At 54.5% G+C, this 23,942-nt stretch carries 19 protein-coding genes; 4 read left to right on the top strand and 15 right to left on the bottom strand.

Translation table 11 applies throughout. The features are described 5' to 3' along the window. Positions 1–121 precede the first annotated feature (121 nt). Together queD and ACPUC7_RS07305 are read left to right on the top strand one after the other, a co-directional pair. The gene (gene queD, locus ACPUC7_RS07310; RefSeq protein ID WP_494922343.1) at positions 122–481 is read left to right on the top strand and encodes a 6-carboxytetrahydropterin synthase QueD; all 360 of its coding nucleotides are present in this window, start codon (positions 122–124) and stop codon (positions 479–481) included. A 210-nt stretch (positions 482–691) separates the two neighbouring features. Beyond that, entirely contained in the window at positions 692–1,291 is a 600-nt protein-coding gene (locus tag ACPUC7_RS07305) for an inorganic diphosphatase (RefSeq protein WP_494922342.1), read from the top strand. An 84-nt stretch (positions 1,292–1,375) separates the two neighbouring features. Here ACPUC7_RS07305 and queE read toward each other — a convergent pair whose 3' ends face one another. The 6 genes from queE to rlmD all read right to left on the bottom strand — a co-directional run bounded on the left by queE (position 1,376) and on the right by rlmD (position 9,905). Next, positions 1,376–2,047, bottom strand: coding sequence for a 7-carboxy-7-deazaguanine synthase QueE (gene queE / locus ACPUC7_RS07300; protein ID WP_494922341.1), 672 nt, complete (start codon positions 2,045–2,047; stop codon positions 1,376–1,378). Between the two features lie 152 nt (positions 2,048–2,199). After that, a complete protein-coding gene (gene eno / locus ACPUC7_RS07295) occupies positions 2,200–3,495 on the bottom strand; it encodes a phosphopyruvate hydratase (RefSeq protein WP_494922340.1) in 1,296 nt (431 codons plus the stop codon). Between the two features lie 75 nt (positions 3,496–3,570). Beyond that, the gene (pyrG, locus tag ACPUC7_RS07290) at positions 3,571–5,208 is read right to left on the bottom strand and encodes a glutamine hydrolyzing CTP synthase (protein WP_494922339.1); all 1,638 of its coding nucleotides are present in this window, start codon (positions 5,206–5,208) and stop codon (positions 3,571–3,573) included. A gap of 250 nt (positions 5,209–5,458) precedes the next feature. Further along, on the bottom strand, positions 5,459–6,250 hold the full coding sequence (gene mazG / locus ACPUC7_RS07285; protein WP_494922338.1) for a nucleoside triphosphate pyrophosphohydrolase: 792 nt from the start codon (positions 6,248–6,250) through the stop codon (positions 5,459–5,461). Positions 6,251–6,324: 74 nt separating this feature from the next. Then, complete coding sequence (gene relA, locus ACPUC7_RS07280; RefSeq protein WP_494922337.1) at positions 6,325–8,556, bottom strand: GTP diphosphokinase; 2,232 nt, start codon at positions 8,554–8,556, stop codon at positions 6,325–6,327. A gap of 32 nt (positions 8,557–8,588) precedes the next feature. Beyond that, entirely contained in the window at positions 8,589–9,905 is a 1,317-nt protein-coding gene (rlmD, locus tag ACPUC7_RS07275) for a 23S rRNA (uracil(1939)-C(5))-methyltransferase RlmD (RefSeq protein ID WP_494922336.1), read from the bottom strand. A gap of 91 nt (positions 9,906–9,996) precedes the next feature. Between rlmD and barA the strand changes: the two genes are divergently transcribed. Continuing rightward, entirely contained in the window at positions 9,997–12,723 is a 2,727-nt protein-coding gene (gene barA, locus ACPUC7_RS07270) for a two-component sensor histidine kinase BarA (protein ID WP_494922335.1), read from the top strand. A 142-nt stretch (positions 12,724–12,865) separates the two neighbouring features. Here barA and ACPUC7_RS07265 read toward each other — a convergent pair whose 3' ends face one another. From ACPUC7_RS07265 to ACPUC7_RS07240, 6 genes are all read right to left on the bottom strand, one after another. After that, positions 12,866–14,005 carry a glycerate kinase gene (locus tag ACPUC7_RS07265; protein ID WP_494922334.1) on the bottom strand — a complete coding sequence of 380 codons (1,140 nt, stop codon included), beginning with the start codon at positions 14,003–14,005 and terminating at the stop codon, positions 12,866–12,868. An 84-nt stretch (positions 14,006–14,089) separates the two neighbouring features. After that, positions 14,090–14,974: a 2-hydroxy-3-oxopropionate reductase gene (gene garR / locus ACPUC7_RS07260; RefSeq protein WP_494922333.1), complete on the bottom strand. Its 885-nt coding sequence runs from the start codon at positions 14,972–14,974 to the stop codon at positions 14,090–14,092. A 19-nt stretch (positions 14,975–14,993) separates the two neighbouring features. Further along, on the bottom strand, positions 14,994–15,761 hold the full coding sequence (gene garL, locus ACPUC7_RS07255) for a 2-dehydro-3-deoxyglucarate aldolase (protein WP_343554315.1): 768 nt from the start codon (positions 15,759–15,761) through the stop codon (positions 14,994–14,996). A gap of 52 nt (positions 15,762–15,813) precedes the next feature. Next, positions 15,814–17,145, bottom strand: a complete 1,332-nt coding sequence (gene gudD, locus ACPUC7_RS07250) for a glucarate dehydratase (RefSeq protein ID WP_343554316.1) — start codon at positions 17,143–17,145, stop codon at positions 15,814–15,816. A 16-nt stretch (positions 17,146–17,161) separates the two neighbouring features. Beyond that, positions 17,162–18,502: an enolase C-terminal domain-like protein gene (locus ACPUC7_RS07245; protein ID WP_494922332.1), complete on the bottom strand. Its 1,341-nt coding sequence runs from the start codon at positions 18,500–18,502 to the stop codon at positions 17,162–17,164. A 9-nt stretch (positions 18,503–18,511) separates the two neighbouring features. Further along, a complete protein-coding gene (locus ACPUC7_RS07240; RefSeq protein ID WP_494922331.1) occupies positions 18,512–19,858 on the bottom strand; it encodes an MFS transporter in 1,347 nt (448 codons plus the stop codon). Between the two features lie 507 nt (positions 19,859–20,365). Here ACPUC7_RS07240 and garD point away from each other — a divergent pair. Beyond that, positions 20,366–21,925 carry a galactarate dehydratase gene (gene garD / locus ACPUC7_RS07235; protein ID WP_494922330.1) on the top strand — a complete coding sequence of 520 codons (1,560 nt, stop codon included), beginning with the start codon at positions 20,366–20,368 and terminating at the stop codon, positions 21,923–21,925. Positions 21,926–21,995: 70 nt separating this feature from the next. Here garD and ACPUC7_RS07230 read toward each other — a convergent pair whose 3' ends face one another. From ACPUC7_RS07230 to ACPUC7_RS07220, 3 genes are read right to left on the bottom strand one after another with little or no spacing between them, the layout of a single operon-like run. Further along, positions 21,996–22,442 (bottom strand): flavodoxin, encoded by a 447-nt coding sequence (locus ACPUC7_RS07230; protein ID WP_494922329.1) that lies wholly within the window; start codon positions 22,440–22,442, stop codon positions 21,996–21,998. A gap of 12 nt (positions 22,443–22,454) precedes the next feature. Further along, positions 22,455–23,234 (bottom strand): tRNA pseudouridine(65) synthase TruC, encoded by a 780-nt coding sequence (truC, locus tag ACPUC7_RS07225; protein WP_494922328.1) that lies wholly within the window; start codon positions 23,232–23,234, stop codon positions 22,455–22,457. Then, entirely contained in the window at positions 23,234–23,560 is a 327-nt protein-coding gene (locus ACPUC7_RS07220; protein WP_494922327.1) for a YqcC family protein, read from the bottom strand. Before ACPUC7_RS07220 ends, truC begins: the two co-directional genes overlap by 1 nt. Between the last annotated feature and the right edge of the window lie 382 nt (positions 23,561–23,942).

Here is a 23,942-nt window from a genome sequence, read left to right as displayed (position 1 = left end):
TCAATAGGTTAATTAAGTGGTTGCCGATGCAAAGGCGCTAAAATGCCCTTTTCACGCGCAGCGAGTGCGAAAAATCTGCATTTCAGGTAGACTTCAGCGGTTTTTAAGTCTGAGAGCCATTATGTCTACCACGCTATTTAAAGAGTTCCAGTTTGAATCTGCCCACCGTTTACCGCATGTGCCGGAAGGTCATAAATGCGGACGTTTGCATGGCCATTCATTCCTGGTGCGATTAGAAATTACCGGTGAAGTGGATGCACATACCGGTTGGGTCATGGATTTTGCCGAACTGAAAGCGGCGTTTATGCCGATCTATGATCGCCTCGATCATCACTATCTGAATGATATTCCGGGTCTATCCAATCCGACCAGCGAAGTGCTGGCGAAATGGATCTGGGATCAGATGAAGCCGATTCTGCCTGAATTGAGCGCGGTGATGATTAAAGAAACGTGCACTGCGGGTTGTGTTTATCGCGGTTAATATGCCTTCATCTTTCACGCTGCAGGGGCGTTGGCTGCCTTTACTCACCTCAGTCACTTACTGATGTAAGCTCCTGAGGATTCGTTCAGTTGCCGCCTTCCTGCAGCGTGAAATATTCGGCCTATTACTTCATTTATCTGCAATTCATATCGTTGTCATCTTTATTAACTAGGTTGTTGTCTCCTTCATTAAAGATCAAGAGAATCAACAATGAACCTGGTTAAACGCCTTTCCCTGATTGCAGTTTTGATTTCCGCCTCTGCCGCTGTCCAAGCGCAAAACGTTCTCGATTTTCCACAGCCAGAAAAAGTGCCGGATGAGTTCTATGCGGTGACGGAGATTCCTGCTGGCGGGATGATCAAATATGAAACCGATGCCAAAACCGGCTTTATCGTCGCTGACCGCTTCCAGTCAATGCCGGTAGCCTATCCGGCTAACTACGGCTCACTGACCCAATCATTGGGCGGCGATGGCGATCCGCTGGATGTGATTTTCTACACCCGCGCACCGCTGCAACCGGGTACCTTGATCAAGCTGCGCCCAATTGGCGTGCTGAAGATGATTGATGGCGGCGAAGTGGATGACAAGATCGTCGCGGTGCCAACCAGCAAAATCGACCCAACTTACGACGACATCAAAGAGATGAGCGACCTGCCGAAAGTGGAGCAAGAGCGTCTGCAAGCGTTCTTCCGCGTATATAAGCAGTTGCCGGATGGCCGTAAGAAAGTCGAGCTGAATGGTTTTGAGGATACGGCGAAAGCCAAGACTGAAATCAAGCAGGCGTTCGACGCGTATAAAGCTAAGCAGTAAATTTGTTGTGGTCACCATAAATGGCGACCCTACAAAAAAGGCGTGATGCATTCATTAGGTGCGCATATTTGCGCACCTAATGAATCAGGCAATATTCAAATACTTGTGCGTCTGCATCGAAAGCCGCCAGTTGCGTGCGATACAGGTTTCAATGCACAGTTTGGTGGCGGCATCGCCACGACTGATGGGCTGCAATGCCACAATGCGTTTTTTATCGTCGTGCAAACCTGCCAACAGCGCATCCAACGCTTCCACATCACGCTCACGCGCCACCGGATGTTTAATTTCATCCGCACGTTGCAGCGCCTGCGGCAGAACGTCATAACCGCCGCGCATATTGACCTTCGGTGAAACTGTCACCCAGGTGGACTCTGAGCACTGTACTTCATGCGTGCCGCTGGTTTCGATCTGGCAGGCAAATCCCGCCGCTTCTAATTGTTCGGTTAGCGGACGCAGATCGAAAATCGCCGGTTCGCCACCAGTGATCACCACATGGCGCGCGGTCCAACCTTGACGCTTAATGGTGTCAATCAACATCGCCGCATCGGCGCTGCCCCACGCATCGCTTTCCACGGTTTTGACTAAAATATCGCCCAGCGACGTCTCCCGATCCGCGTGCTTTTCCCAGGTATGTTTGGTATCGCACCAGCTACAGCCCACCGGACATCCTTGTAAGCGGATGAACAGCGCCGGAACGCCGGTATAAAAACCCTCGCCCTGCAGCGTCTGGAACATTTCGTTAATCGGGTAGAACATTTTTTACTCACATCTAAAATTTCGAGGCGCAGATTATGGCAGATTTTCGCCATCGGTTCACAGCTGCTTCGTGCCAAATAAAAGCAAAAGCCCCGCACAAGGCGGGGCTCTATCACTAATGACGCGGCAGGTTATGCCGCATCACCAGACCATTACTGGCCTTTAACTTCTTTCAGACCGTTGAACGGAGCTTTGCTGCCCAGCGCTTCTTCGATACGAATCAGCTGGTTGTACTTAGCAACACGGTCAGAACGGCTCATAGAACCGGTTTTAATCTGGCCAGCCGCAGTACCTACCGCCAGGTCAGCGATGGTTGCATCTTCAGTTTCACCTGAACGGTGTGAAATCACCGCGGTGTAACCTGCGTCTTTTGCCATCTTGATTGCAGCCAGAGTTTCGGTCAGTGAACCGATCTGGTTGAATTTGATCAGGATGGAGTTAGCGATGCCTTTATCAATACCTTCTTTCAGGATCTTGGTGTTGGTTACGAACAGATCGTCACCCACCAGCTGGATTTTGTCGCCCAGCACTTTGGTCTGGTAAGCGAAACCAGCCCAATCAGATTCGTCCAGACCGTCTTCGATAGAAACGATTGGGTACTGTTTGGTCAGATCTTCCAGGAAGTGAGTGAACTCTTCAGAAGAGAAGGCTTTGTTGCCTTCGCCAGCCAGCACATATTTGCCGTCTTTGTAGAATTCAGACGCTGCGCAGTCCATCGCCAGGGTGATGTCTTTGCCCAGTTCGTAGCCTGCTGCTTTTACCGCTTCAGCGATAACAGCCAGTGCTTCGGCGTTAGAACCCAGGTTTGGCGCGTAGCCACCTTCGTCACCCACCGCAGTGCTCATGCCTTTCGCTTTCAGCACTTTAGCCAGGTGATGGAACACTTCTGAACCCATGCGAATCGCTTCTTTCAGGGTTGGCGCGCCAACTGGCTGAATCATGAATTCCTGGATGTCGACGTTGTTGTCGGCGTGCTCACCACCGTTGATGATGTTCATCATTGGCAGCGGCATAGAGTATTTGCCTGGGGTGCCGTTCAGTTCCGCGATGTGTGCGTACAGTGGCAGGCCTTTAGAAGCCGCAGCCGCTTTAGCCGCAGCCAGTGAAACCGCCAGAATGGCGTTAGCACCGAAGTTAGATTTGTTCTCAGTACCGTCCAGCTCGATCATGATCTTATCGATGTTCGCCTGGTCTTTGGCATCTTTACCGGTTACCGCGTTGGCGATTGGACCGTTAACAGCAGCAACCGCTTTGGTTACGCCTTTGCCCAGGAAACGAGATTTGTCACCGTCACGCAGCTCCAGTGCTTCGCGAGAACCGGTAGATGCACCTGATGGCGCCGCTGCCAGACCAACGAAACCGCCTTCCAGATGCACTTCTGCTTCAACAGTTGGGTTGCCACGGGAGTCGATGATTTCGCGACCGATGACTTTAACGATTTTGGACATTCGATTTTCCTCAGTACAAGTTAGTCAATCCTAAGACAAACAACGCGCGAAAAGTTCGCGCGCTGCTCGTGAAACTTACTTCGCTAACCGCTTCTGGTGCTCCTGCGCGGCTTTAACAAAGCCAGCGAACAGCGGATGACCATCACGCGGGGTCGACGTGAATTCCGGGTGGAACTGACAGGCTACAAACCACGGATGGTTCGGGATCTCAATGATCTCAACCAGTTGATCGTCGCCGGAACGGCCCGCAATGTGCAGACCCGCCGCTTCAATCGGCTTCAACAGCAGATTGTTTACTTCGTAACGATGACGGTGACGCTCAGTAATGACTTCAGAACCGTACAGCTGACGCACTTTGCTTTCTGGCGTCAATTGGCATTGCTGGCTACCCAAACGCATGGTGCCGCCCAGATCGCTCTGCTCAGTACGCTGTTCAACATTACCTTCTTCATCGCGCCATTCGGTGATCAACGCAACCACCGGATACTTACAGTCTGGCACAAATTCAGTAGAGTTCGCGCCTTCCATACCGGCCACGTTGCGGGCAAATTCCATCAGCGCAACCTGCATTCCCAGGCAGATACCCAGGTAAGGCACGTTGTTCTCTCGGGCGTATTGCGCCGTCATCATTTTGCCTTCCACACCGCGGTAGCCGAAGCCGCCAGGGATCAGAATAGCATCCAGATCTTTCAGTAATTCGACACCGCGCGTTTCAACATCCTGCGAGTCGATCAGTTTGATGTTCACGGTAACGCGATTTTTCAGGCCACCGTGTTTCAACGCTTCAATCACTGACTTATAAGCATCTGGCAGTTCGACATATTTGCCGACCATACCGATGGTCACTTCGCCGCCCGGATTGGCTTCTTCGTAAATCACCTGTTCCCATTCGGCCAGGTTCGCTTCCGGCGCGTTCAGATTGAAACGCTTGCAGATGTAATCATCCAGGCCTTGCGATTTCAGCATGCCAGGGATTTTGTAGATCGAATCCACATCTTTCAGGGAAATAACCGCTTTCTCTGGCACGTTACAGAACAGCGCGATTTTAGCGCGTTCGTTGGCCGGTACAGCACGGTCAGAACGGCAAATCAGCACATCTGGCTGAATCCCGATCGACAGCAGCTCTTTCACTGAATGCTGGGTTGGCTTGGTTTTCACTTCGCCCGCTGCCGCCATGTAAGGCACCAAAGTCAGATGCATGTACATAGTGTGTTCGCGACCCACATCGACCGCCATCTGGCGAATCGCTTCAAGGAACGGCAGAGATTCGATATCGCCTACCGTACCGCCGATCTCAACCAGAACCACGTCATGACCTTCGCCGCCTTCAATGATGCGTTCTTTGATGGCATTGGTGATATGCGGGATAACCTGAATCGTGGCACCCAGATAGTCACCGCGACGCTCTTTGCGCAGCACTTCTGAGTAGATACGGCCAGTGGTGAAGTTGTTACGACGCGACATTTTGGTGCGGATGAAGCGCTCATAGTGACCTAAATCCAGATCGGTTTCGGCCCCATCATCGGTGACGAAAACTTCACCGTGCTGCGTTGGGCTCATGGTACCCGGATCGACGTTGATGTACGGATCGAGTTTCATGATGGTCACATTCAGACCACGTGCTTCTAGAATAGCTGCGAGGGAGGCTGCGGCAATGCCTTTGCCCAGAGAGGAAACGACCCCGCCGGTCACAAAAATATAATTCGTTGTCATGCTGAACCTGAGAGTTTAGGTTTAAAGACGGTGGAATAACCAAGACGGGAAAATAGTATACTTGAAGTCGTCTTAAGCCACAATTGATGAATCACACCATCGTCCTCCACAGGTAAGCCGGTAACATAGCGGATAGCATGGTGCGAAATGTTGATGTACGTCACAAAGTCACCGCAAGGCTGAATCGAGTAAGCTTAAGCGGCGAAATTATATGCAGCGCTGGAATAATCAGCAAAACAGACGACGTGCGTTAACCTTTGTTCTCCATAACTTTAACTTGCTGCCACGCATCTTCCATTTGATCCAGCGTGGCGTCATGCATGGTTAAACCTTGTGAGGCGATGATCGCTTCAACCTGGCGGAAGCGACGATCAAATTTGTCGTTGGCTTTCTGCAAGGCGATTTCCGCTTTGCTGCCTAAATGGCGCGATAAGTTAACGGTGGCGAACAGCAAATCGCCAATTTCCTCTTCCAGCTTGGCGTGATCAACCACCGCTTGCTGCGCTTCGTGCATCACTTCATCGATCTCTTCATGCACCTTATCCAGCACCGGACCGAGGTTGTCCCAATCGAAGCCAACGGTGTTGCAACGCTTCTGGATTTTGTGCGCCCGCATCAAAGCCGGCAACGCTTTGGGGATATCATCCAGCACCGAATGCTGCGACTTTTCCGCGCGTTCACTGTGTTTGATTGCTTCCCAGTTTTTCAGCACGTCGGCGCTGGTTGCCGCTTCGACATCGCCAAAAATGTGTGGATGGCGGCGTTCGAGTTTGTCGCTGATGGCGTTACAGATATCGTCAAAATTGAAGCGTTGTTGCTCATCGGCCATTTGCGCGTAGAACACCACCTGGAACAGCAGATCGCCGAGTTCACCGCGCAAATCGTCGAAATCTTCACGCTGAATGGCATCAAGCACTTCATAGGTTTCTTCCAGCGTGTAAGGCGCGATCGAGGCAAAAGTTTGCTGACGATCCCACGGACAACCGCGCTCCGGGTCGCGCAGGGTTTGCATGATGGTGAGCAGGCGGTTTAACGGTGTCATGGGAAATCCTTGGGGGCTGAAATGAAAAAAGGTCGCCATGAAAGACGACCCTGCGATGTTAGGCGAACGAGAAATCAATGCAAGCGGCGCGCGTCGATGATATCCGGCACCTGGTTAAGTCGCGCCAACACGCGGCCCAACACTTGCTGATTGTAGATCTCGATATCCATATCAATGGTGGCGAGTTGTTTCTTAGTATCGCTGCGGCTGGAAACGCCCAGCACGTTGACCTTCTCGTTAGCCAAAATGGTGGTGATGTCACGCAGCAAACCGCTGCGATCGTTGGCTGTGACGCGCACCACCAGCGAATAGCCGCTGGAGTAATCTTCGCCCCACACCGCATCAACAATACGTTCTGGCGCGTGCGACGTCAGTTCGGTGAGCTGGTCGCAATCAGCGCGATGAATCGAAATGCCGCGGCCTTGGGTAATAAAGCCGACGATGTCATCGCCCGGAATCGGCTGGCAGCAACGCGCAATGTGATGCAGCAAGTTGCCAACGCCTTCCACCACCACGCGGCCGCTCTCTTTACGTGCAGATGGCGCGTGCGATTTTTGCGTCAACAGGCGCAAAGCTTCGCGATCTTCCTCTTCGGCGCTCGGTTTATGCAGCTTGCCTTGCAGGAAGTTGACCATCTGATTGAGGCGAATATCACCGCCGCCAATCATCGCCAGCAACTCATCCTGCGAGCTGACGTTATAACGCGGCAACAGCAGCTTCTCCGCTTCGCGCATGCTGACATCGATCTGATCCAGCTCGTTTTCGAGGATCTGGCGACCAGCCGCGATATTTTTGTCACGATCCTGTTTGCGGAACCAGGCGTGAATTTTCGAACGTCCGCGGCTGGTGGTGATATAGCCCAGATTTGGGTTAAGCCAATCGCGACTTGGATTCGGCTGCTTCTGAGTGATCACTTCGATCTGATCGCCCATCTGCAACTGATAGGTAAATGGCACGATGCGCCCGCTGATTTTGGCGCCGATGCAGCGGTGACCGATATCGCTGTGAATATGGTAGGCGAAGTCGAGCGGCGTGGAACCGGCAGGCAGATCGACCACATCCCCTTTTGGGGTAAACACGTAAACGCGATCATCAAATACCTGGCTGCGCACCTCTTCCAGCATTTCGCCAGAATCGGCCATCTCTTCCTGCCAGGAAATCAATTTGCGCAGCCACGCAATACGACCTTCGTGCCCTGCCGCGCCACGCGCATTCGCCGCCGTTGGACCTTCTTTGTACTTCCAGTGCGCCGCTACGCCCAGTTCCGCATCTTCATGCATTTGACGGGTACGAATCTGGATCTCGACCGTTTTACCTTGTGGACCGAGCACCACGGTGTGAATCGATTGATAACCATTGGGCTTGGGATTGGCGACGTAATCGTCGAACTCATTCGGCAAATGGCGATATAGCGTATGCACCGTACCGAGCGCGCCGTAGCAATCCTGCAAACGCTCCGCGACGATACGCACCGCGCGCACATCGAACAGTTCGTCAAAAGCCAACGACTTCTTCTGCATCTTGCGCCAGATGCTGTAGATATGTTTTGGGCGACCGTAAACTTCTGCACGCACGCCCTCTTTCTGCATTTCGGCGCGCAAGTTATCGACGAAGTTTTCGATGTAGCCTTCGCGATCAATGCGGCGTTCATGCAGCAGTTTGGCAATGCGTTTGTATTCGTCGGGATGGAGATAGCGGAAGCAATAATCTTCCAATTCCCATTTGAGCTGACCGATGCCGAGGCGATTGGCTAACGGAGCATAAATATTGGTGCTCTCTTTCGCCGCCAGCACGCGCTCATCTTCCGGCGCGTCTTTCATTTCACGCAGATGGGCGATACGTTCCGCCAGCTTGATGACCACGCAGCGGAAATCTTCCACCATCGCCAGCAGCATGCGGCGCACGTTATCCACCTGCTCAGACGCCATCGAATCATTGTGAATGGCTTTCAGCTGGCGAATGGCATCCATGTCGCGCACGCCGTGCACCAGCATCACAATGCCTTTGCCGAATGCTTGCTCCAGATCCTCTTCGCTGACCACATCCGCGTTGGCGAGCGGGAACAGCAGCGCGGCGCGCAGGCTATCGTTGTCCATACTGAGCATGGTGAGAATTTCCACCATCTCAATGCCACGCCACAGCAGCAGAGCTTGATCAGGATGGTTGTGCGTCTCGGCTTCACAGTAGTGCCATGCATCCGCCAATCGTTGACAAGATTGCGGGTCTTTGATGTTTAAGCTGGCGATCCACTGGTCCAGGGCAAATTCGCCCGCCGTATTTAAATGCGCACTTCTAACCGCAACCATATCCTCTCCTGCCACAGCGATGTGGACATCGCTTATGTTTTGCTAAACAGCACCATGGACTCGAGATGGCTGGTATGAGGGAACATATCCAGCATCGCGACCCTTTCCAAATGGTAGCCCGCTGACAGTAATGTCTGACTGTCTCGTGCAAGTGTTGTCGGGTTACAGGAAACATAGACCACACGTTGTGGCGCAAGTTTAACCACATGCGCCATCACGCCCGCGGCCCCAGCACGCGCTGGATCCAGTAACACCTTGTTAAATCCCTGCGTCGCCCACGGCTGACGCGACACATCTTCTTCCAGGTTGTGCTGGAAAAAGCGAACATTCTTGAGATTATTCTGCTCAGCATTATACGCTGCCTGCTGCACTAATGCTGCAACGCCCTCCACACCTACAGCATTTTGTACGAACTTTCCTACTGGCAAAGTGAAGTTGCCCATGCCGCAAAACAAATCCAGCACACGATCGTCTGGCTGCAAATCCAGCCATTCAATGGCTTTGGCAACCATCTGCTGATTAACGCCGTCATTGACCTGAATAAAATTCTGCGGGCTAAAGCTGAGCGGCAAATTAAACGAGCGATAAAACGGTTGGCGATCGCTTAATGCCTGCAAACTGTCACTGCCATCAGCCAGATACAGCGCCACTTGCTGCTCATGCGAAAAGCGTTCCAGTTTTGCGCGATCGTCTTGGGATAATGCATCAAGATGACGCAACACCATCAGCGGGCCATTATCGGCCAGCACCAATTCAACGTGGCCCAAACGCTTCACCGCGTGGAGATCGCTCAGGCAACGGTGCAGAGGCTGCAATAACGCTTCAAGTTCGGGCACCAAAATCGGGCATTGCTTCAGTTCAACCAGATCGTTGCTGGCCGTCTGACGAAAACCCATGTGCAGTCGCTGCTGTTTAGGCTGCCACTGCAACCCCAATCGCGCACGACGGCGATAACCCCACGCATCGCCGCTGATGATTTCATCGACCTTGACCGGCAGCGGCGCTTCACGACTCAGCATGCGGCTTAAAGCACGCGCTTTGCTCTCTTCCTGTAGCGCCACCGAAGCGTGCTGCTGCTGGCAACCGCCGCACACGCCAAAATGCACGCAACGCGGTTTTTCTCGCTGTGGGCTAGGATTGAGAATCTTATTGGCTTTGGCGCGCGCGTACTGACGCTTGTCTTCCAGCACCGTAACTTCCGCTTGTTCTCCGGGCAGCGCGCCGCTAACAAATATCGCTTTGCCTTTATGCCGCGCAACACCTTGTCCAAATGGATCAAGGTCTTCAATGGTGACGGTGATGCGCTGCTTAGTCGTCACACGCTGTTTTGCGGAGTAAAATTGCGCCATAGTATTATGAAATCTCGACTTTATTGGGTGTGCCGCCGCTAATGGCGCTTGCACAGGGATAAAAAATGCCAGGAATCGCCAGGCCACAATTATGACCAAATACAGCCTGCGGGCGCGAATGATGATTTTAATATTGGCGCCAACGCTGATGATTGGCTTGCTGCTCAGCACCTTTTTCGTGGTGCACCGCTACAACGAATTGCAGCATCAGGTGCACGATGCGGGCGCCAATATTATCGAACCACTGGCGGTTTCCAGTGAATACGGTATGACGTGGCACAATCGCGATGCGATTCGCGAATTAGTCAGCCTGCTGCACCGTCGTCACTCCGATATTGTCCGTGCCATCACCATTTTCGACAACAACAATCACGTCTACGTCACCTCAAACAACAATCAAAACCTGTCTCTATTACAAAAAGAGGATATTTCAACGCTGGAGGATGGCATTTCGGTTGAGCGGCAAGGCAACGTGATGATTCTGCGCACGCCGATCATCTCTGAACGCTATTCGGTGGATGAACTGCCCGGCGAAGACGCCAAACCGGCCGGCAATCCGCTCGGTTATGTGGCGATTGAATTGGATCTGCAATCGGTGCGGCTGGAGCAGTACAAAGAAGTGTTCGTTGCCACGCTGCTGCTGCTGTTCTGTTTATGCATCGCCATGCTGTTCGCCTATCGCTTGATGCGCGATGTTACCGGCCCAATTCGCAACATGGTGTCAACCGTTGACCGTATTCGTCGTGGTCAACTCGACAGCCGCGTTGATGGCTACATGCTGGGCGAATTAAGCATTCTGAAGAACGGTATTAACGCGATGGCGATGTCGCTAACTGCTTATCACGAAGAGATGCAGCAAAACATCGACCAGGCGACTTACGATCTGCGTGAAACGCTGGAACAGCTGGAGATTCAAAACGTTGAGTTGGATTTAGCCAAGAAGCGCGCCCAGGAAGCCGCGCGCATCAAGTCCGAGTTCCTGGCGAATATGTCGCACGAGTTACGCACCCCACTGAATGGCGTGATTGGCTTTACCCGCCAGATGTTGAAAACCGGGCTGAGCACCAACCAGCACGACTACATGAGCACCATTGAGCGCTCGGCCAATAACTTACTTAGCATCATCAATGACGTGCTGGATTTCTCCAAACTGGAAGCCGGCAAACTGGTACTGGAATCGATCCCGTTCCCGCTGCGCGCCACGTTGGATGAAACGCTGGTGCTGCTGGCACCGTCGGCGCATGACAAAGGGTTAGAAATCACCGTCTGCCTGGAAAAGCAGGTACCCGATAACGTGATTGGCGATCCGCTGCGCTTGCAGCAGATTCTGATTAACCTGCTGGGCAATGCGATTAAATTCACCGAGCACGGTCACATCGATTTGCGCGTTGAACTGCGCAGCCTCAGCACCACGCGCGTCGAGCTGGAAATTCAGGTACACGATACCGGCATCGGCATTTCCGAGCAGCAGCAATCGCAACTGTTCCAGGCATTCCGCCAGGCCGATGCCAGCATTACACGACGCCACGGCGGCACCGGTTTAGGCTTGGTGATCACCCAGAAACTGGTGAGTGAAATGGGCGGCGAGATTGCTTTCCACAGCCGCCAGAATTCGGGGTCGACCTTCTGGGTACATATTCATCTCGATCTCAATCCCAACGCACCCGCCATTCCGCGCATGCTAGATGATTTGCGCGCCACGCCGCTGGCCTATGTTGAGCCGCATCTGGCGGTGGCAAAAGCGGTGCAGGAGATGCTGAGCATCACGCCGCTGCAAATTCAGCACTTCGCCAGCCTGGATGAGATGCCGGATAGCCACTTCCCGCTGTTGTTGATGGGCTTATCGGTGACCGATCCGCATCCCACCACGCTGCCGGATAGCTTTATTAAAAATCTGCGCAAAAGAGCAGATTCAGTGTTGCTGGCGCTGCCGAGCGAAATGATGCTGTTTGCCGACGATTTGCGCGCGCGCGGCATTGCTGGCTGTATCGCCAAACCGGTATCGTTGACACGTTTGTTGCCGATGCTATTGGATTTACATGATTGGCAAAGCGATGCGCAACCGCGCAGCGCACGCCAACCGTTAACGGTGATGGCGGTGGATGACAATCCCGCCAACCTCAAATTGATTGGCGCGTTACTGGAGGAACAGGTTCAGCACATCATTTTGTGCGATAACGCCGAGCAGGCGATTCGCCAGGCGCGTTTGCATAAGCTCGACGTGATTCTGATGGATATTCAAATGCCGGATATTGATGGCATCCGCGCCAGCGAAATCATTCGCAGCTTGCCGCTGCACGCCAACACGCCGATTGTCGCGGTGACCGCCCACGCGCTGGATGGCGAACGTGCGCAACTGATCAATGCCGGTATGAATGATTATCTGGCGAAACCTATCGATGAGGACAAGTTAAGTCAGTTATTGCAGCGTTACACGCCGAATCAGCCGGTGGCACAGCCGTTGGAGCCGGATGTTGCGCCATCGCTGGATTGGGCATTGGCGCTGCGTCAGGCGGCGAATAAAGCCGATTTGGCGCGCGATTTGCTGCAAATGCTGCTGGATTTTCTGCCGGAAGTGGAAGAGCGCGTGGAGAAGGCGATGGCCAGTAATGATGTGGTTGCCCTGCGCGAGATTATTCACAAGTTGCACGGCAGCGCCAGCTACAGCGGCGTACCGCGCCTGAAGCAATTGTGTCAGCAGTTAGAGAAGAGTTTGCATCAGGAAAGCGATATTGAGGCGCTGGAGCCGGAGTTGCTGGAACTGAGCGACGAGATGGCGAATGTGGCGCGTGAGGCGAGGAAGTTGTTGGCTTCATAAACTGTGCTCGCTGCCCTCACCCTAGCCCTCTCCCACACGTGGGAGAGGGAATGTTTAGGTGGAGATAAATTTTATATCTGTGCACCGATCAGCCCCTTCCCCCGCCTGCGGGGGACGGTTGGGATGGGGGACAGCGAGCACCTCACAAACCTTGCCCCGCCTTAAGCGTCGCGGCGACATTGCGTGCCGTCAGGCGCACATTTTGCGCCGCATTCGCCAGCGCTTCATCCAGCGTACAAATGCCAAACAGCACGCTGAATACCGCATCCAAGCCATGCTGATGCACCACACCAACATCCGCCGTCAAACTGCCGGCAATGCCAATCACCGGTTTGTTGAACTGCTTGGCCACTTTCGCCACACCAATCGGCACTTTGCCGTTGACGCTCTGGCTATCAATACGCCCTTCGCCGGTAATCACCAAATCGGCATCTTTCACCTGCTCGGCTAATCCTAACGCTTCAGTGACAATTTCAATGCCACTGCGTAATTCAGCGTGACAGAACGCATGCAGCGCCGCACCCATGCCGCCTGCCGCGCCACCGCCGGCGATATGCAGCACATCAATATCCAAATCGCGGTGAATGATCTTGGCGTAGTGCGCCAGCGCATCGTCGAGTTGTTTGACCAACTGCGGCGTCGCCCCTTTTTGTGGACCAAATATCGCCGAAGCGCCTTTGTCGCCGGTCAAGGGATTGGTGACATCGCAGGCCACTTCAAAACGACACTGCTTAATCCGTTGATCCAACTGTTGAATATCAATCCGCGCTAACTGTGGCAATGCGCCGCCACCGTAGGCAATCTCCTTTCCGTCGGCATCCAGCAAATGCGCGCCTAACGCCTGCATCATGCCGGAACCGCCATCGTTGGTAGCGCTGCCGCCAATCCCAATAATAAAGTGGTCGACATCGCGATCGAGCGCATCTTTAATCAGCTCGCCGGTGCCAAATGAGGTGGTAATCAGCGGATCGCGCTGCGCAGCGGGCACCAGTTCCAGCCCGCTGGCCGCCGCCATCTCGATAAATGCGGTGCGCTCATCGCCCGACAAACCATAGAACGCATCCACTGGCTTGCCGAGTGGTCCAGTAACCGTCAGCCGGACAACGTTTCCCTGCGTTGCCGCCACCATCGCTTCAACCGTACCTTCGCCACCGTCGGCGACCGGTATTTTCACGTAGTCAGCTTCAGGAAAGATTTCGCGGAATCCCGCTTCAATCGCCGAAGCTACTTCCAGGGCGGATAAACTCTCTTTATATGAATCCGGTGCGATGACAATTTTCATAGGCAATCCAGCGCGGTTGATGACGGAAATCCGTCCTGCGGAGGTAACGATCCACCCGGCATCCACTGACGCCGGGCAAGGGTATTACCGAGTGATCTCAACTTTCGCTAATTTTTCATAATAGCAGGCCAACGCGCTATGGTCGGAAGTGCCCTGCCCGTCCACTTTCAGCGCCTGCATCATCTCCATCACCGCGGCCGTCAGCGGCAGATGCGCACCAATCTCGTGCGAGGTATCCAATGCATTGGCCAAATCCTTGATATGCAAATCGATACGGAAGCCCGGTTTGAAGTTACGATCCAGCACCATCGGCGCTTTGGCATCCAGCACCGTACTGCCCGCCAAACCGCCGCGAATCGCCTGATACACCAACTCAGGATTGACACCCGCTTTGGTAGCAAGTGACAGCGCTTCTGACATCGCCGCGATATTGAGCGCCACAATCACCTGATTTGCCAGCTTGGTGACATTACCCGCGCCAATATCACCGGTGTGCACCACCGAACCGGCCATCGCTTTCATGATGTCGTAGCACTGGTCAAACACCGCTTTATCGCCGCCAACCATCACTGACAGCGTTCCTTCAATCGCTTTCGGTTCACCGCCGCTGACCGGCGCATCCAGCATCTTGATGCCTTTTGCCGCCAGCGCATCATGCACTTCACGGCTGGCTAATGGCGCGATGGAACTCATGTCGATGACAATCAAACCGGGCTTAGCACCGGCAATAATGCCGTGTTCGCCAAGGCAAGCTTCTTTCACCTGCGGCGAATTCGGCACCATGGTGATCACCACGTCTACCTGCTCAGCCACCTCTTTTGGCGATTTCGCCACTTTCGCGCCCAGCTCCACCAGCTCGGCTTCATTGCTTTCATGATGGTCACGCACCACCAGCGAATAACCGGCTTTCACCAGGTTTTTACTCATCGGTTTGCCCATAATGCCGAGGCCGATAAATCCAATTTTCATTGCCTTTCCTCTCAGTCAGTTATTTTTTAAATTTGTCACACAGCGCCTGCGTGGCGTTGCGGAAGACACCCAGATCGCTGCCAACCGCCACGAAACTGGCGCCCCATTCCAGATAGCGACGCGCATCGGCTTCCACCGGTGCCAGAATGCCGCTTGGTTTGCCCGCCGCTTTAGCGCGTTCAAACACGTGTTTAATCACTTTCAGCACTTCCGGATGTGCCGGTTGGCCGAGATAACCCAGCGCCGCCGAGAGATCGCCCGGCCCAACGAAGATGCCATCGACGCCATCGACAGCCGCAATCGCGTCAATGTTGTCGACCGCTTGCTGCGTTTCGATCTGCACCAGCACTGTAATGTTGTCGTTGATGGTGCTGTTGTAGTCCGGCAGCGTGCCGTACATGTTGCTGCGATGCGAAACCGATACACCGCGAATACCGGCCGGTGGATAACGGGTGGATGCCACTGCGCGCACCGCTTCTTCCTCGGTTTCGACAAACGGCACCAGGAAGTTGTAAAAGCCGATATCCAGCAAACGCTTGATAATGATGGGTTCATTGCACGGCGGGCGCACCACCGCGGCGCTGTGGCTGCCTTTCAGCGCCATCAGTTGCGGCACAAAAGTGGTGATGTCGTTTGGCGCGTGTTCGCCATCCAGCACCAGCCAGTCAAAGCCCGCCAGGCCCAGCACTTCGGTAGTTAGCGGATTTGCCAGCGCGCACCAGCTGCCAATCAAAGTTTCTCCAGCCAGTAAACGGCGACGAAAAGGGTTCGGCCAGGCATTGCTCATTGTCTTTACTCCTGTCGGTCACAGCAGGCTCCCGCGCGGGGAGCCGGAAAAGTTAGCGCACCAGGCACGGACGCTTGTTGTCGAAAGTCCAGTTCGGTACCAGATATTGCATGGCTTGCGCATCATCGCGCGCGCCCAAACCGTGTTTCTGATACAGCGCATTGGCCTGCATCACTTGATCCATATCCAGCTCAACGCCCAGGCCCGGTTTCTGCGGCACCTGCACCATGCCACCTTTGATTTGGAACGGTTCTTTGGTCAGGCGCTGATTGCCTTCCTGCCAAATCCAGTGGGTATCGATAGCGGTAATCGCGCCCGGCGCAGCGGCGGCCACATGCGTGAACATCGCCAGCGAAATATCGAAATGGTTGTTGGAGTGCGAGCCCCACGTCAGGCCGAAGTCGTGGCACATCTGCGCCACGCGCACCGAGCCTTGCATCGTCCAGAAGTGCGGATCCGCCAGCGGGATATCCACCGATTGCAGCGACAGCGTGTGGCCCATCTGACGCCAATCGGTGGCGATCATGTTGGTGGCGGTAGGCAAACCGGTGGCGCGACGGAATTCGGCCATCACTTCGCGACCGGAATAACCTTGCTCCGCGCCGCACGGATCTTCTGCATAGGCCAGCACGCCCTTCAGTTGCTTACCGAGCAGAATCGCTTCGTTCAATGACCAGGCACCATTCGGGTCCAGCGTCACGCGCGCCTGCGGGAAACGCTTCGCCAACGCAGTAACCGCTTCGGCCTCTTCGCCGCCGCGCAGCACGCCGCCTTTCAGTTTGAAATCATTGAAGCCATATTTTTCATATGCCGCTTCCGCCAAACGCACCACCGTATCCGGCGTCAGCGCTTCTTCATGACGCAGGCGATACCAATCACACTTGTCATTTTCCTGGCTTTGGTACGGCAGCGCGGTTTTCTTGCGATCGCCGACGTAGAACAGATAGCCGAGCATTTCAACGCGGTCGCGCTGTTGGCCATCACCGAGCAGCGATGCCACGTTGACACCCAAATGCTGACCAAGCAGATCGAGTAGCGCCGCTTCAATGCCGGTTACCACATGAATGGTGGTACGCAGGTCAAAGGTTTGGTTGCCACGGCCGCTGGAATCGCGGTCAGCAAAGGTGCTGCGCACCAGGTTGAGAATGTTTTTGTATTCACCAACAGTTTTCTGCACCACCAGCGCCGCTGCGTCTTCCAGCGTCTGACGAATCTTTTCGCCGCCCGGAATCTCACCCACGCCGGTATGTCCGGCATTGTCTTTGATAATGACAATGTTACGGGTGAAAAACGGCGAATGTGCACCGCTCAGGTTGAGCAACATGCTGTCGTGACCGGCCACCGGAATGACCTGTAGCGATGTGATTTTCGGTGTCTGACTCATTTCCTGCTCCTTAGACTTAGCCGCGACCAAATGCTGGACGCTTGCGGTCGAATGACCAATTGGGAACCAGATACTGCATGGCGGTGGCGTCATTGCGCGCGCCGACCGGCAGCGATTTGTACAACGCGTTGGCTTGATGCAGGCGATCCCAATCCAGCTCGACGCCCAAGCCCGGCTTATCCGGCACCGCGATTTTGCCGTTGCGAATTTGCAGCGGTTCTTTAGTCAGGCGCTGATCGCCTTCCTGCCAAATCCAGTGCGTATCAATGGCGGTGGGTTTACCCGGCGCAGCGGCGCCCACGTGGGTGAACATCGCCAGCGAAATGTCGAAATGGTTATTGGAGTGGCAGCCCCACGTCAGGCCCCAGTCGTCGCACAACTGCGCCACGCGCACCGCGCCGCTTAACGTCCAGAAGTGCGGATCGGCCAGCGGGATATCGACTGAATTGAGCATCACCGCGTGGTTCATCTCGCGCCAGTTGGTGGCGATCATATTGGTGGCGACCGGCAAACCGGTGGCGCGACGGAATTCCGCCATCACTTCACGGCCGGAGTAACCTTGCTCGGCACCGCACGGATCTTCAGCGTAAGTCAGCACATCGCCCATGCCTTTGCATAAGCGAATCGCTTCATCAAGCGTCCACGCACCGTTGGGATCCACTGTGATGCGCGCATCCGGGAAACGCTTTTTCAGTGCCGCCGCCGAGGCGATTTCCTGCTCGCCCGGCAGCACGCCGCCTTTGAGTTTGAAATCTTTGAAGCCATATTTGTCCTGCGCCGCTTCCGCCAGGCGCACCACTGCTTCAGGCGTTAACGCTTCCTGATGGCGCAAGTGATACCAATCATGGCTGGCACCTTCACCGGTCAAATAGGGCAAATCGGTTTTGCGGCGATCGCCGAGATAAAACAGATAACCCAGCACGGTAACTTCATCACGTTGCTGACCGGGGCCAAGCAATTCCGCCACCGGCACGCCGAGACATTGGCCGAGTAAATCCAGCAACGCGGCTTCCAGTGCCGCCACCGCGTTGACGCGCAGTTCGAACGTCCACGCGCCTTTGCCGAAGGTATCGAAATCCGCCGACTGATTGCCTTTGTGCACCTGCTGCACCAGACGATTCATGCGCGCAACTTGCTGGCCTTTAACCTGTGGAATTGCCTCAACCAAGGTTTGGTAAATGGTCTCGCCGCCCGGCGCTTCACCTACGCCGGTATGTCCGGCGCTATCGGTCAACACCACAATGTTGCGGGTGAAGCAGGCACTGTGCGCGCCGCCAATGTTGAGCAGCATGCTGTCGTAACCGGCAACCGGGATCACCTGCATATCGGTGATTATCGGCGTGCTTTGCGTAGTCATAATCCGTCCTTATGCTCGGGTTTTCAGTTCAACACGTTTGATATCGCCGGCAATCACCAGGAAGCTGAAGGCGGCAACAAACGCATGAATACCGACATAGACCAGCGCGCCTTCGAACGATCCGCTGGTGGCGATGATGTAGCCGATGGCGATTGGCGTAACGATACCGGAGAAGTTACCGAACATGTTGAACAGGCCGCCGCTCAAGCCGCTGATCTCTTTCGGTGCGGTATCGGCCATTACTGCCCAACCCAACGCACCAATGCCTTTGCCAAAGAACGCCAGCGCCATAAAGAACACCACCACCCATTCGGTATCGGTGTAGTTACACATCACCATTGAAATAGAGAGCAGCATGCCGAGCACAATCGGCGTTTTGCGCGCGATGTTCAGCGATCCGGTTTTACGCATCAGGTAATCGGAAATCACCCCGCCCAACACACCGCCCAGGAAGCCGCACACCGCCGGAATGGAGGCGACGAAGCCTGCTTTCAGGATCGACATACCGCGCGCCTGCACCAGATAGACCGGGAACCAGGTAATGAAGAAGTAGGTTAAGGCGTTGACGCAATACTGACCGAGGTAGATACCCAACATCATGCGTGAGGTCAGCAGCTGTTTGATTTGGTACCACTTCTCGCCCCAGCTCACTTTGCGCTCAGACTTTTTCGCGTCCATGTTGATCAGCGCGCCGCCCTGCTCCATGTACTCCAGCTCCGCTTTGTTCACGCCCGGATGATCGTTGGGATCGTGAATCACTTTCAGCCAGATGAAGCTGAGGATGATGCCCAAGCCGCCCATGAACCAGAACACATGCGCCCAGCCCACTTCTGACACCAGCCAACCCATAATTGGCGCGAAGATCACCGTGGCGAAGTATTGCGCCGAGTTGAAGATCGCTACCGCAGTACCACGCTCCTGCGCCGGGAACCACGCCGCCACAATACGGCTGTTGCCCGGGAAGGATGGCGCTTCGGCTAAACCAACCAGGAAGCGCAGCATAAACAGCGAAACGATGATGCCGAAGCCGCTGAACACGTCGACGAAGCCTTGCAGCAAGGTAAACAGCGACCAGGTAAAGATGCTCCAGAAGTAAACGCGTTTTGATCCGAAGCGGTCGAGCAACCATCCGCCAGGAATCTGACCAATAACGTAAGCCCATGAGAAGGCGGAGAAGATGTAGCCCAATCCAACCGAATCGAGACCGATCTCTTTGGACATCGCGGAACCGGCAATCGAAATGGTTGCGCGGTCACCGTAGTTGAACGAGGTGACGATAAATAACATCACCACAATCCAGTAACGGGCATTGGTGCGCTTTTGCACCGCTTCCGCTGTCTGGCTGTAACTATTCATGATGCACTCCTGAAATATAGCGAACGCTACATCCACTCTGACTGCATACACATCGCGTTGGGTATCAGAATGATGTTGGGTTAAACACGGCGATTTTTATATTGGCAATACGATGATGCGTCGTGACGAATAACCTAACGTCGAAGAACGAGAATCAGTATAGGAACAGCCTGGAGGCGAAACACTGGAAGAACGCATGAGGATTTGCGGAGTTTAACGCTGTTTTTATGGCATCTGCACATAACGCTGCGGCGTGGCTCACGGAACGGTTTTTTCCCTGCTGGATCTGCTCACTAAACCAACAGCTAACGGTCAGTTTGTGAGTCCCTTCACTTGCTTTTGGTTAAACGAACCAAATTGCCGGGATAAATCCCCTTAAAGCCAGTCAGTTGCACAATGTGCGCGCCCATTACCCTGCATATACTGAGGCTGGCAAAAAACGATGACGTGATGGAAGCATTTTAAACCGCACTGCTAAGTACAGTGCGACGAACTGGAAGGTGAGCAATGAACCGTCCTCTGACAGAAAAACCGCTGTATATCAAAGTCCACGATGACGATAACGTGGCGATTGTGGTCAACAATCAAGGTTTGCCGTCTGGCACACGTTTCGACGACGGCTTACAGCTGATTGAGCATGTGCCGCAAGGGCACAAAGTCGCGTTGAGCGATATCCCACAAAATGGGGCAATCCTGCGTTATGGCGAAGTGATTGGCTACGCGCTGCGCCCAATTGCCCAAGGTAGCTGGATCGAAGAATCGTTGGTGGCGCTGCCCGAAGCGCCGCCACTCAATAGTTTGCCGCTGGCCAACAATGTGCCGCCTGCCTTGCCGCCGCTGGAAGGCTACACCTTCGAAGGTTACCGCAACGCCGATGGCAGCGTTGGCACACGCAATCTGCTCGGCATCACTACCAGCGTGCACTGCGTGGCGGGCGTGGTGGATTATGTGGTGCAGATCATTGAACGTGATTTGTTGCCGCGCTATCCCAACGTCGATGGCGTGGTGGCGCTGAATCACCTTTATGGCTGCGGCGTGGCAATCAACGCACCCGCGGCGGTGGTACCAATTCGCACCATTCACAATCTGGCGCTCAATCCCAATTTCGGCGGCGAAGTGATGATCGTCAGTCTCGGCTGCGAAAAACTTCAGCCGGAACGTCTGCTGACCGGCACGCCGGATGTGCAAGCGATCTCCCTCGACGACAACGATATTGTGCGGTTGCAAGATGAGCGCCACGTCGGCTTTGGCGCGATGGTGGATGAAATCTTGCAGGTGGCCGAGCGCCATTTGAAAAAGCTCAACCAGCGTCAGCGCGAGACTTGCCCCGCTTCAGACCTGGTGATTGGCACGCAATGTGGCGGCAGCGATGCCTTCTCCGGCGTGACGGCCAATCCGGCGGTAGGATTTGCTTCTGATTTGCTGGTGCGCTGTGGCGCCACGGTAATGTTCTCGGAAGTGACTGAAGTGCGCGATGCCATTCATCTGCTGACGCCACGCGTGGTTGATGAAGCGGTTGGCAAACGTCTGCTGGAAGAGATGGCGTGGTACGACGATTATCTCAGCCAGGGACAAACCGATCGCAGCGCTAATCCTTCGCCTGGCAATAAAAAAGGCGGATTAGCCAATGTGGTGGAGAAAGCGCTGGGATCGATTGCAAAATCTGGCCGTAGCCCGATTGTTGAAGTACTGTCGCCGGGACAGCGTCCTACCCAACGTGGGCTGATTTATGCCGCGACGCCAGCCAGTGATTTTGTGTGTGGCACGCAACAAATGGCGTCCGGTATTACGTTGCAGGTGTTTACCACCGGGCGCGGTACGCCATATGGCTTAGCGGCGATTCCGGTGATCAAGATGGCTACGCGCAATACGCTGGCCGAGCGTTGGCATGATTTGATGGATATTAACGCTGGCACCATTGCTACCGGTGAAGAGAGTATTGAGCAGGTGGGTTGGCGCTTATTTGAGTTGATTCTGGAGATCGCTAGCGGCCGCAAACAGACGTGGTCCGACCGTTGGGGGATTCGTAATCAGCTGGCGGTGTTTAATCCTGCGCCGGTGACGTGATTTCCAGGTTGGCATAAATGCCAACCCTACGACGTTCTTGTAGGGTCGCCATTCCTGGCGACCTTAACAATTACAGCAACTTACCCCAGTTCTCCACCCATGGCGTGGTCACAGATTCTGGCTCAGGATCTTCCGTGGCATCCACCAGCAGCACATCGCCAATACGCTTGGCGCTCTGCTCCTGCAACGTGGCATCGAAAGTCTTACCGGCACCGCAGAAATTCTCGTAGCTGCTATCGCCCAGCGCAATCACGCCGTAGCGCAGCTCAGGCTGATAACCCACTTGATCACGGATCGCCACATACAAACGCGCGATGTTATCCGGGAAATCGCCTTGACCAGTGGTAGACGTCACAATCAACACCACGTCTTTGCTGTAGGCTTGCCAATCCGCCAATGACGGATCTTCAAACACTTTAACGTCGTGCCCCTGCTCTTCCAGCACCGGCTGCGCTTCTTCAGCAACCAGCAACGCATTGCCGTAAACCGTACCTGTAAAAATGCCAATCTTTGCCATTGTGATGCTCCTTTATTCTGTCGGCTTATCCTGGACTGCCTCATCGTCAAACTCAACCCTGGGAACATCAGGGATCTGATCCTGCCAGCCAAATTGCTCCAGCATGTTCTGCCAGACGCGATCCAATCCGGCGCGGATCATCAGCGGCTCGCCGGTAACCGGATGGGTAAAGCTGAGCGCACTGGCATGCAACATCAAACGATTCAGGCCAAAATGCGCCGCTGCACCGCGATTCTGTCGCAAATCGCCATGCGCGCTGTCGCCAATAATCGGATGGCGCAGATGCACCATATGACGGCGCAACTGATGCTTGCGGCCTGTGTGCGGCGCCATCTCAACCAAGGTATAACGCGCACTATTATACTTGCTGATGGCAACCGGCATTTCTACGTGGGCCAGCGCCTGATAATCGGTTACCGCCGGTTGCGCGACGGGCTCTTGCGTCGCGAACTTGTCGGCAATCTTGTCCAGCTCTTCCACCAGCGGATAATCCAGCGTGGCAGCGCCTTCCAGCCAGCCACGCAGCACAGCGTGATAGGTCTTCTGCATCTGATGATGCTCAAACTGTTGCGCCAGCAAATGCGCTACTTCGCTGGATAACGCCATCAACAATACGCCAGACGTCGGACGGTCAAGACGATGGACGGTGAAAACGTGCTGCCCGATCTGATCGCGCACCGTCTGCATCACCACCACTTTTTCATTACGATCAAGCCAACTGCGATGTACCAGCCAACCAGCGGGTTTATTCACCGCCACCAGCCATTGATCTTGATAAAGGATTTCGAGCATCAGATCGCCGCATCCTGGAACAGCGCATCAAACTTCACCAGCACCGCTTGCAATGCCGCATAACCCGCCGTGTCGTTGGGCAATGCCACTTCATAATAAGGTGCGATAGCGAAGTTTTTCGGCAGCGGCGCGTCGGCTGCAATCAACGCGTGGAAACGCGGGATGAAAACCCATTGCAACCATTGCAACGGTTCCATGGTATCGAGACAGAAAGGTTCGCTACTGGTGAAGGCTTGCGCCTCAGGGGATTGTGCTTGCCAGTGGCCGTGTTCGCGCATCACCGCTTCGACCTGTTGCAGGCGCTGAATAATCAATTGCGACGACATACGCCACCTCCAGAGAAAATTTGGGCGGCAAGCATATCATCAGTCGCGCCGGGCGCAAAAAAGCATAAAAAAAGGGAGCACTGTTGTTACAGTGCTCCCGGTTTTCGTTTGCAGCATTCCCGCCACTGCTGTGCTCCCTGCTCATCCATGACAACTGTTCCTGCGCTTTCCGTCGCTTGTCATCATGACATTGGTCCTTAGCATCCTGGCCCGCCACATTCCGCATGGCTCTCATTCTCCATCCTGGAGGTGTCCGTTACTCAATCCTGAGTGTCCTGCTTCGTCCTGAAGCCTTCCGTGTGCCGTAAACTCCGTTACGTTCCCGCCTCCTGGCTGACGTTCTCCTGAACATCTCTTTATCCCCAGCATCCTGCCAGTGGTA

This window comes from Pantoea sp. CFCC18179, assembly GCF_059412405.1.
The sequence above is the reverse complement of the archived record's forward strand: the minus strand, read 5'-3'. Positions and strand labels throughout refer to the sequence as shown.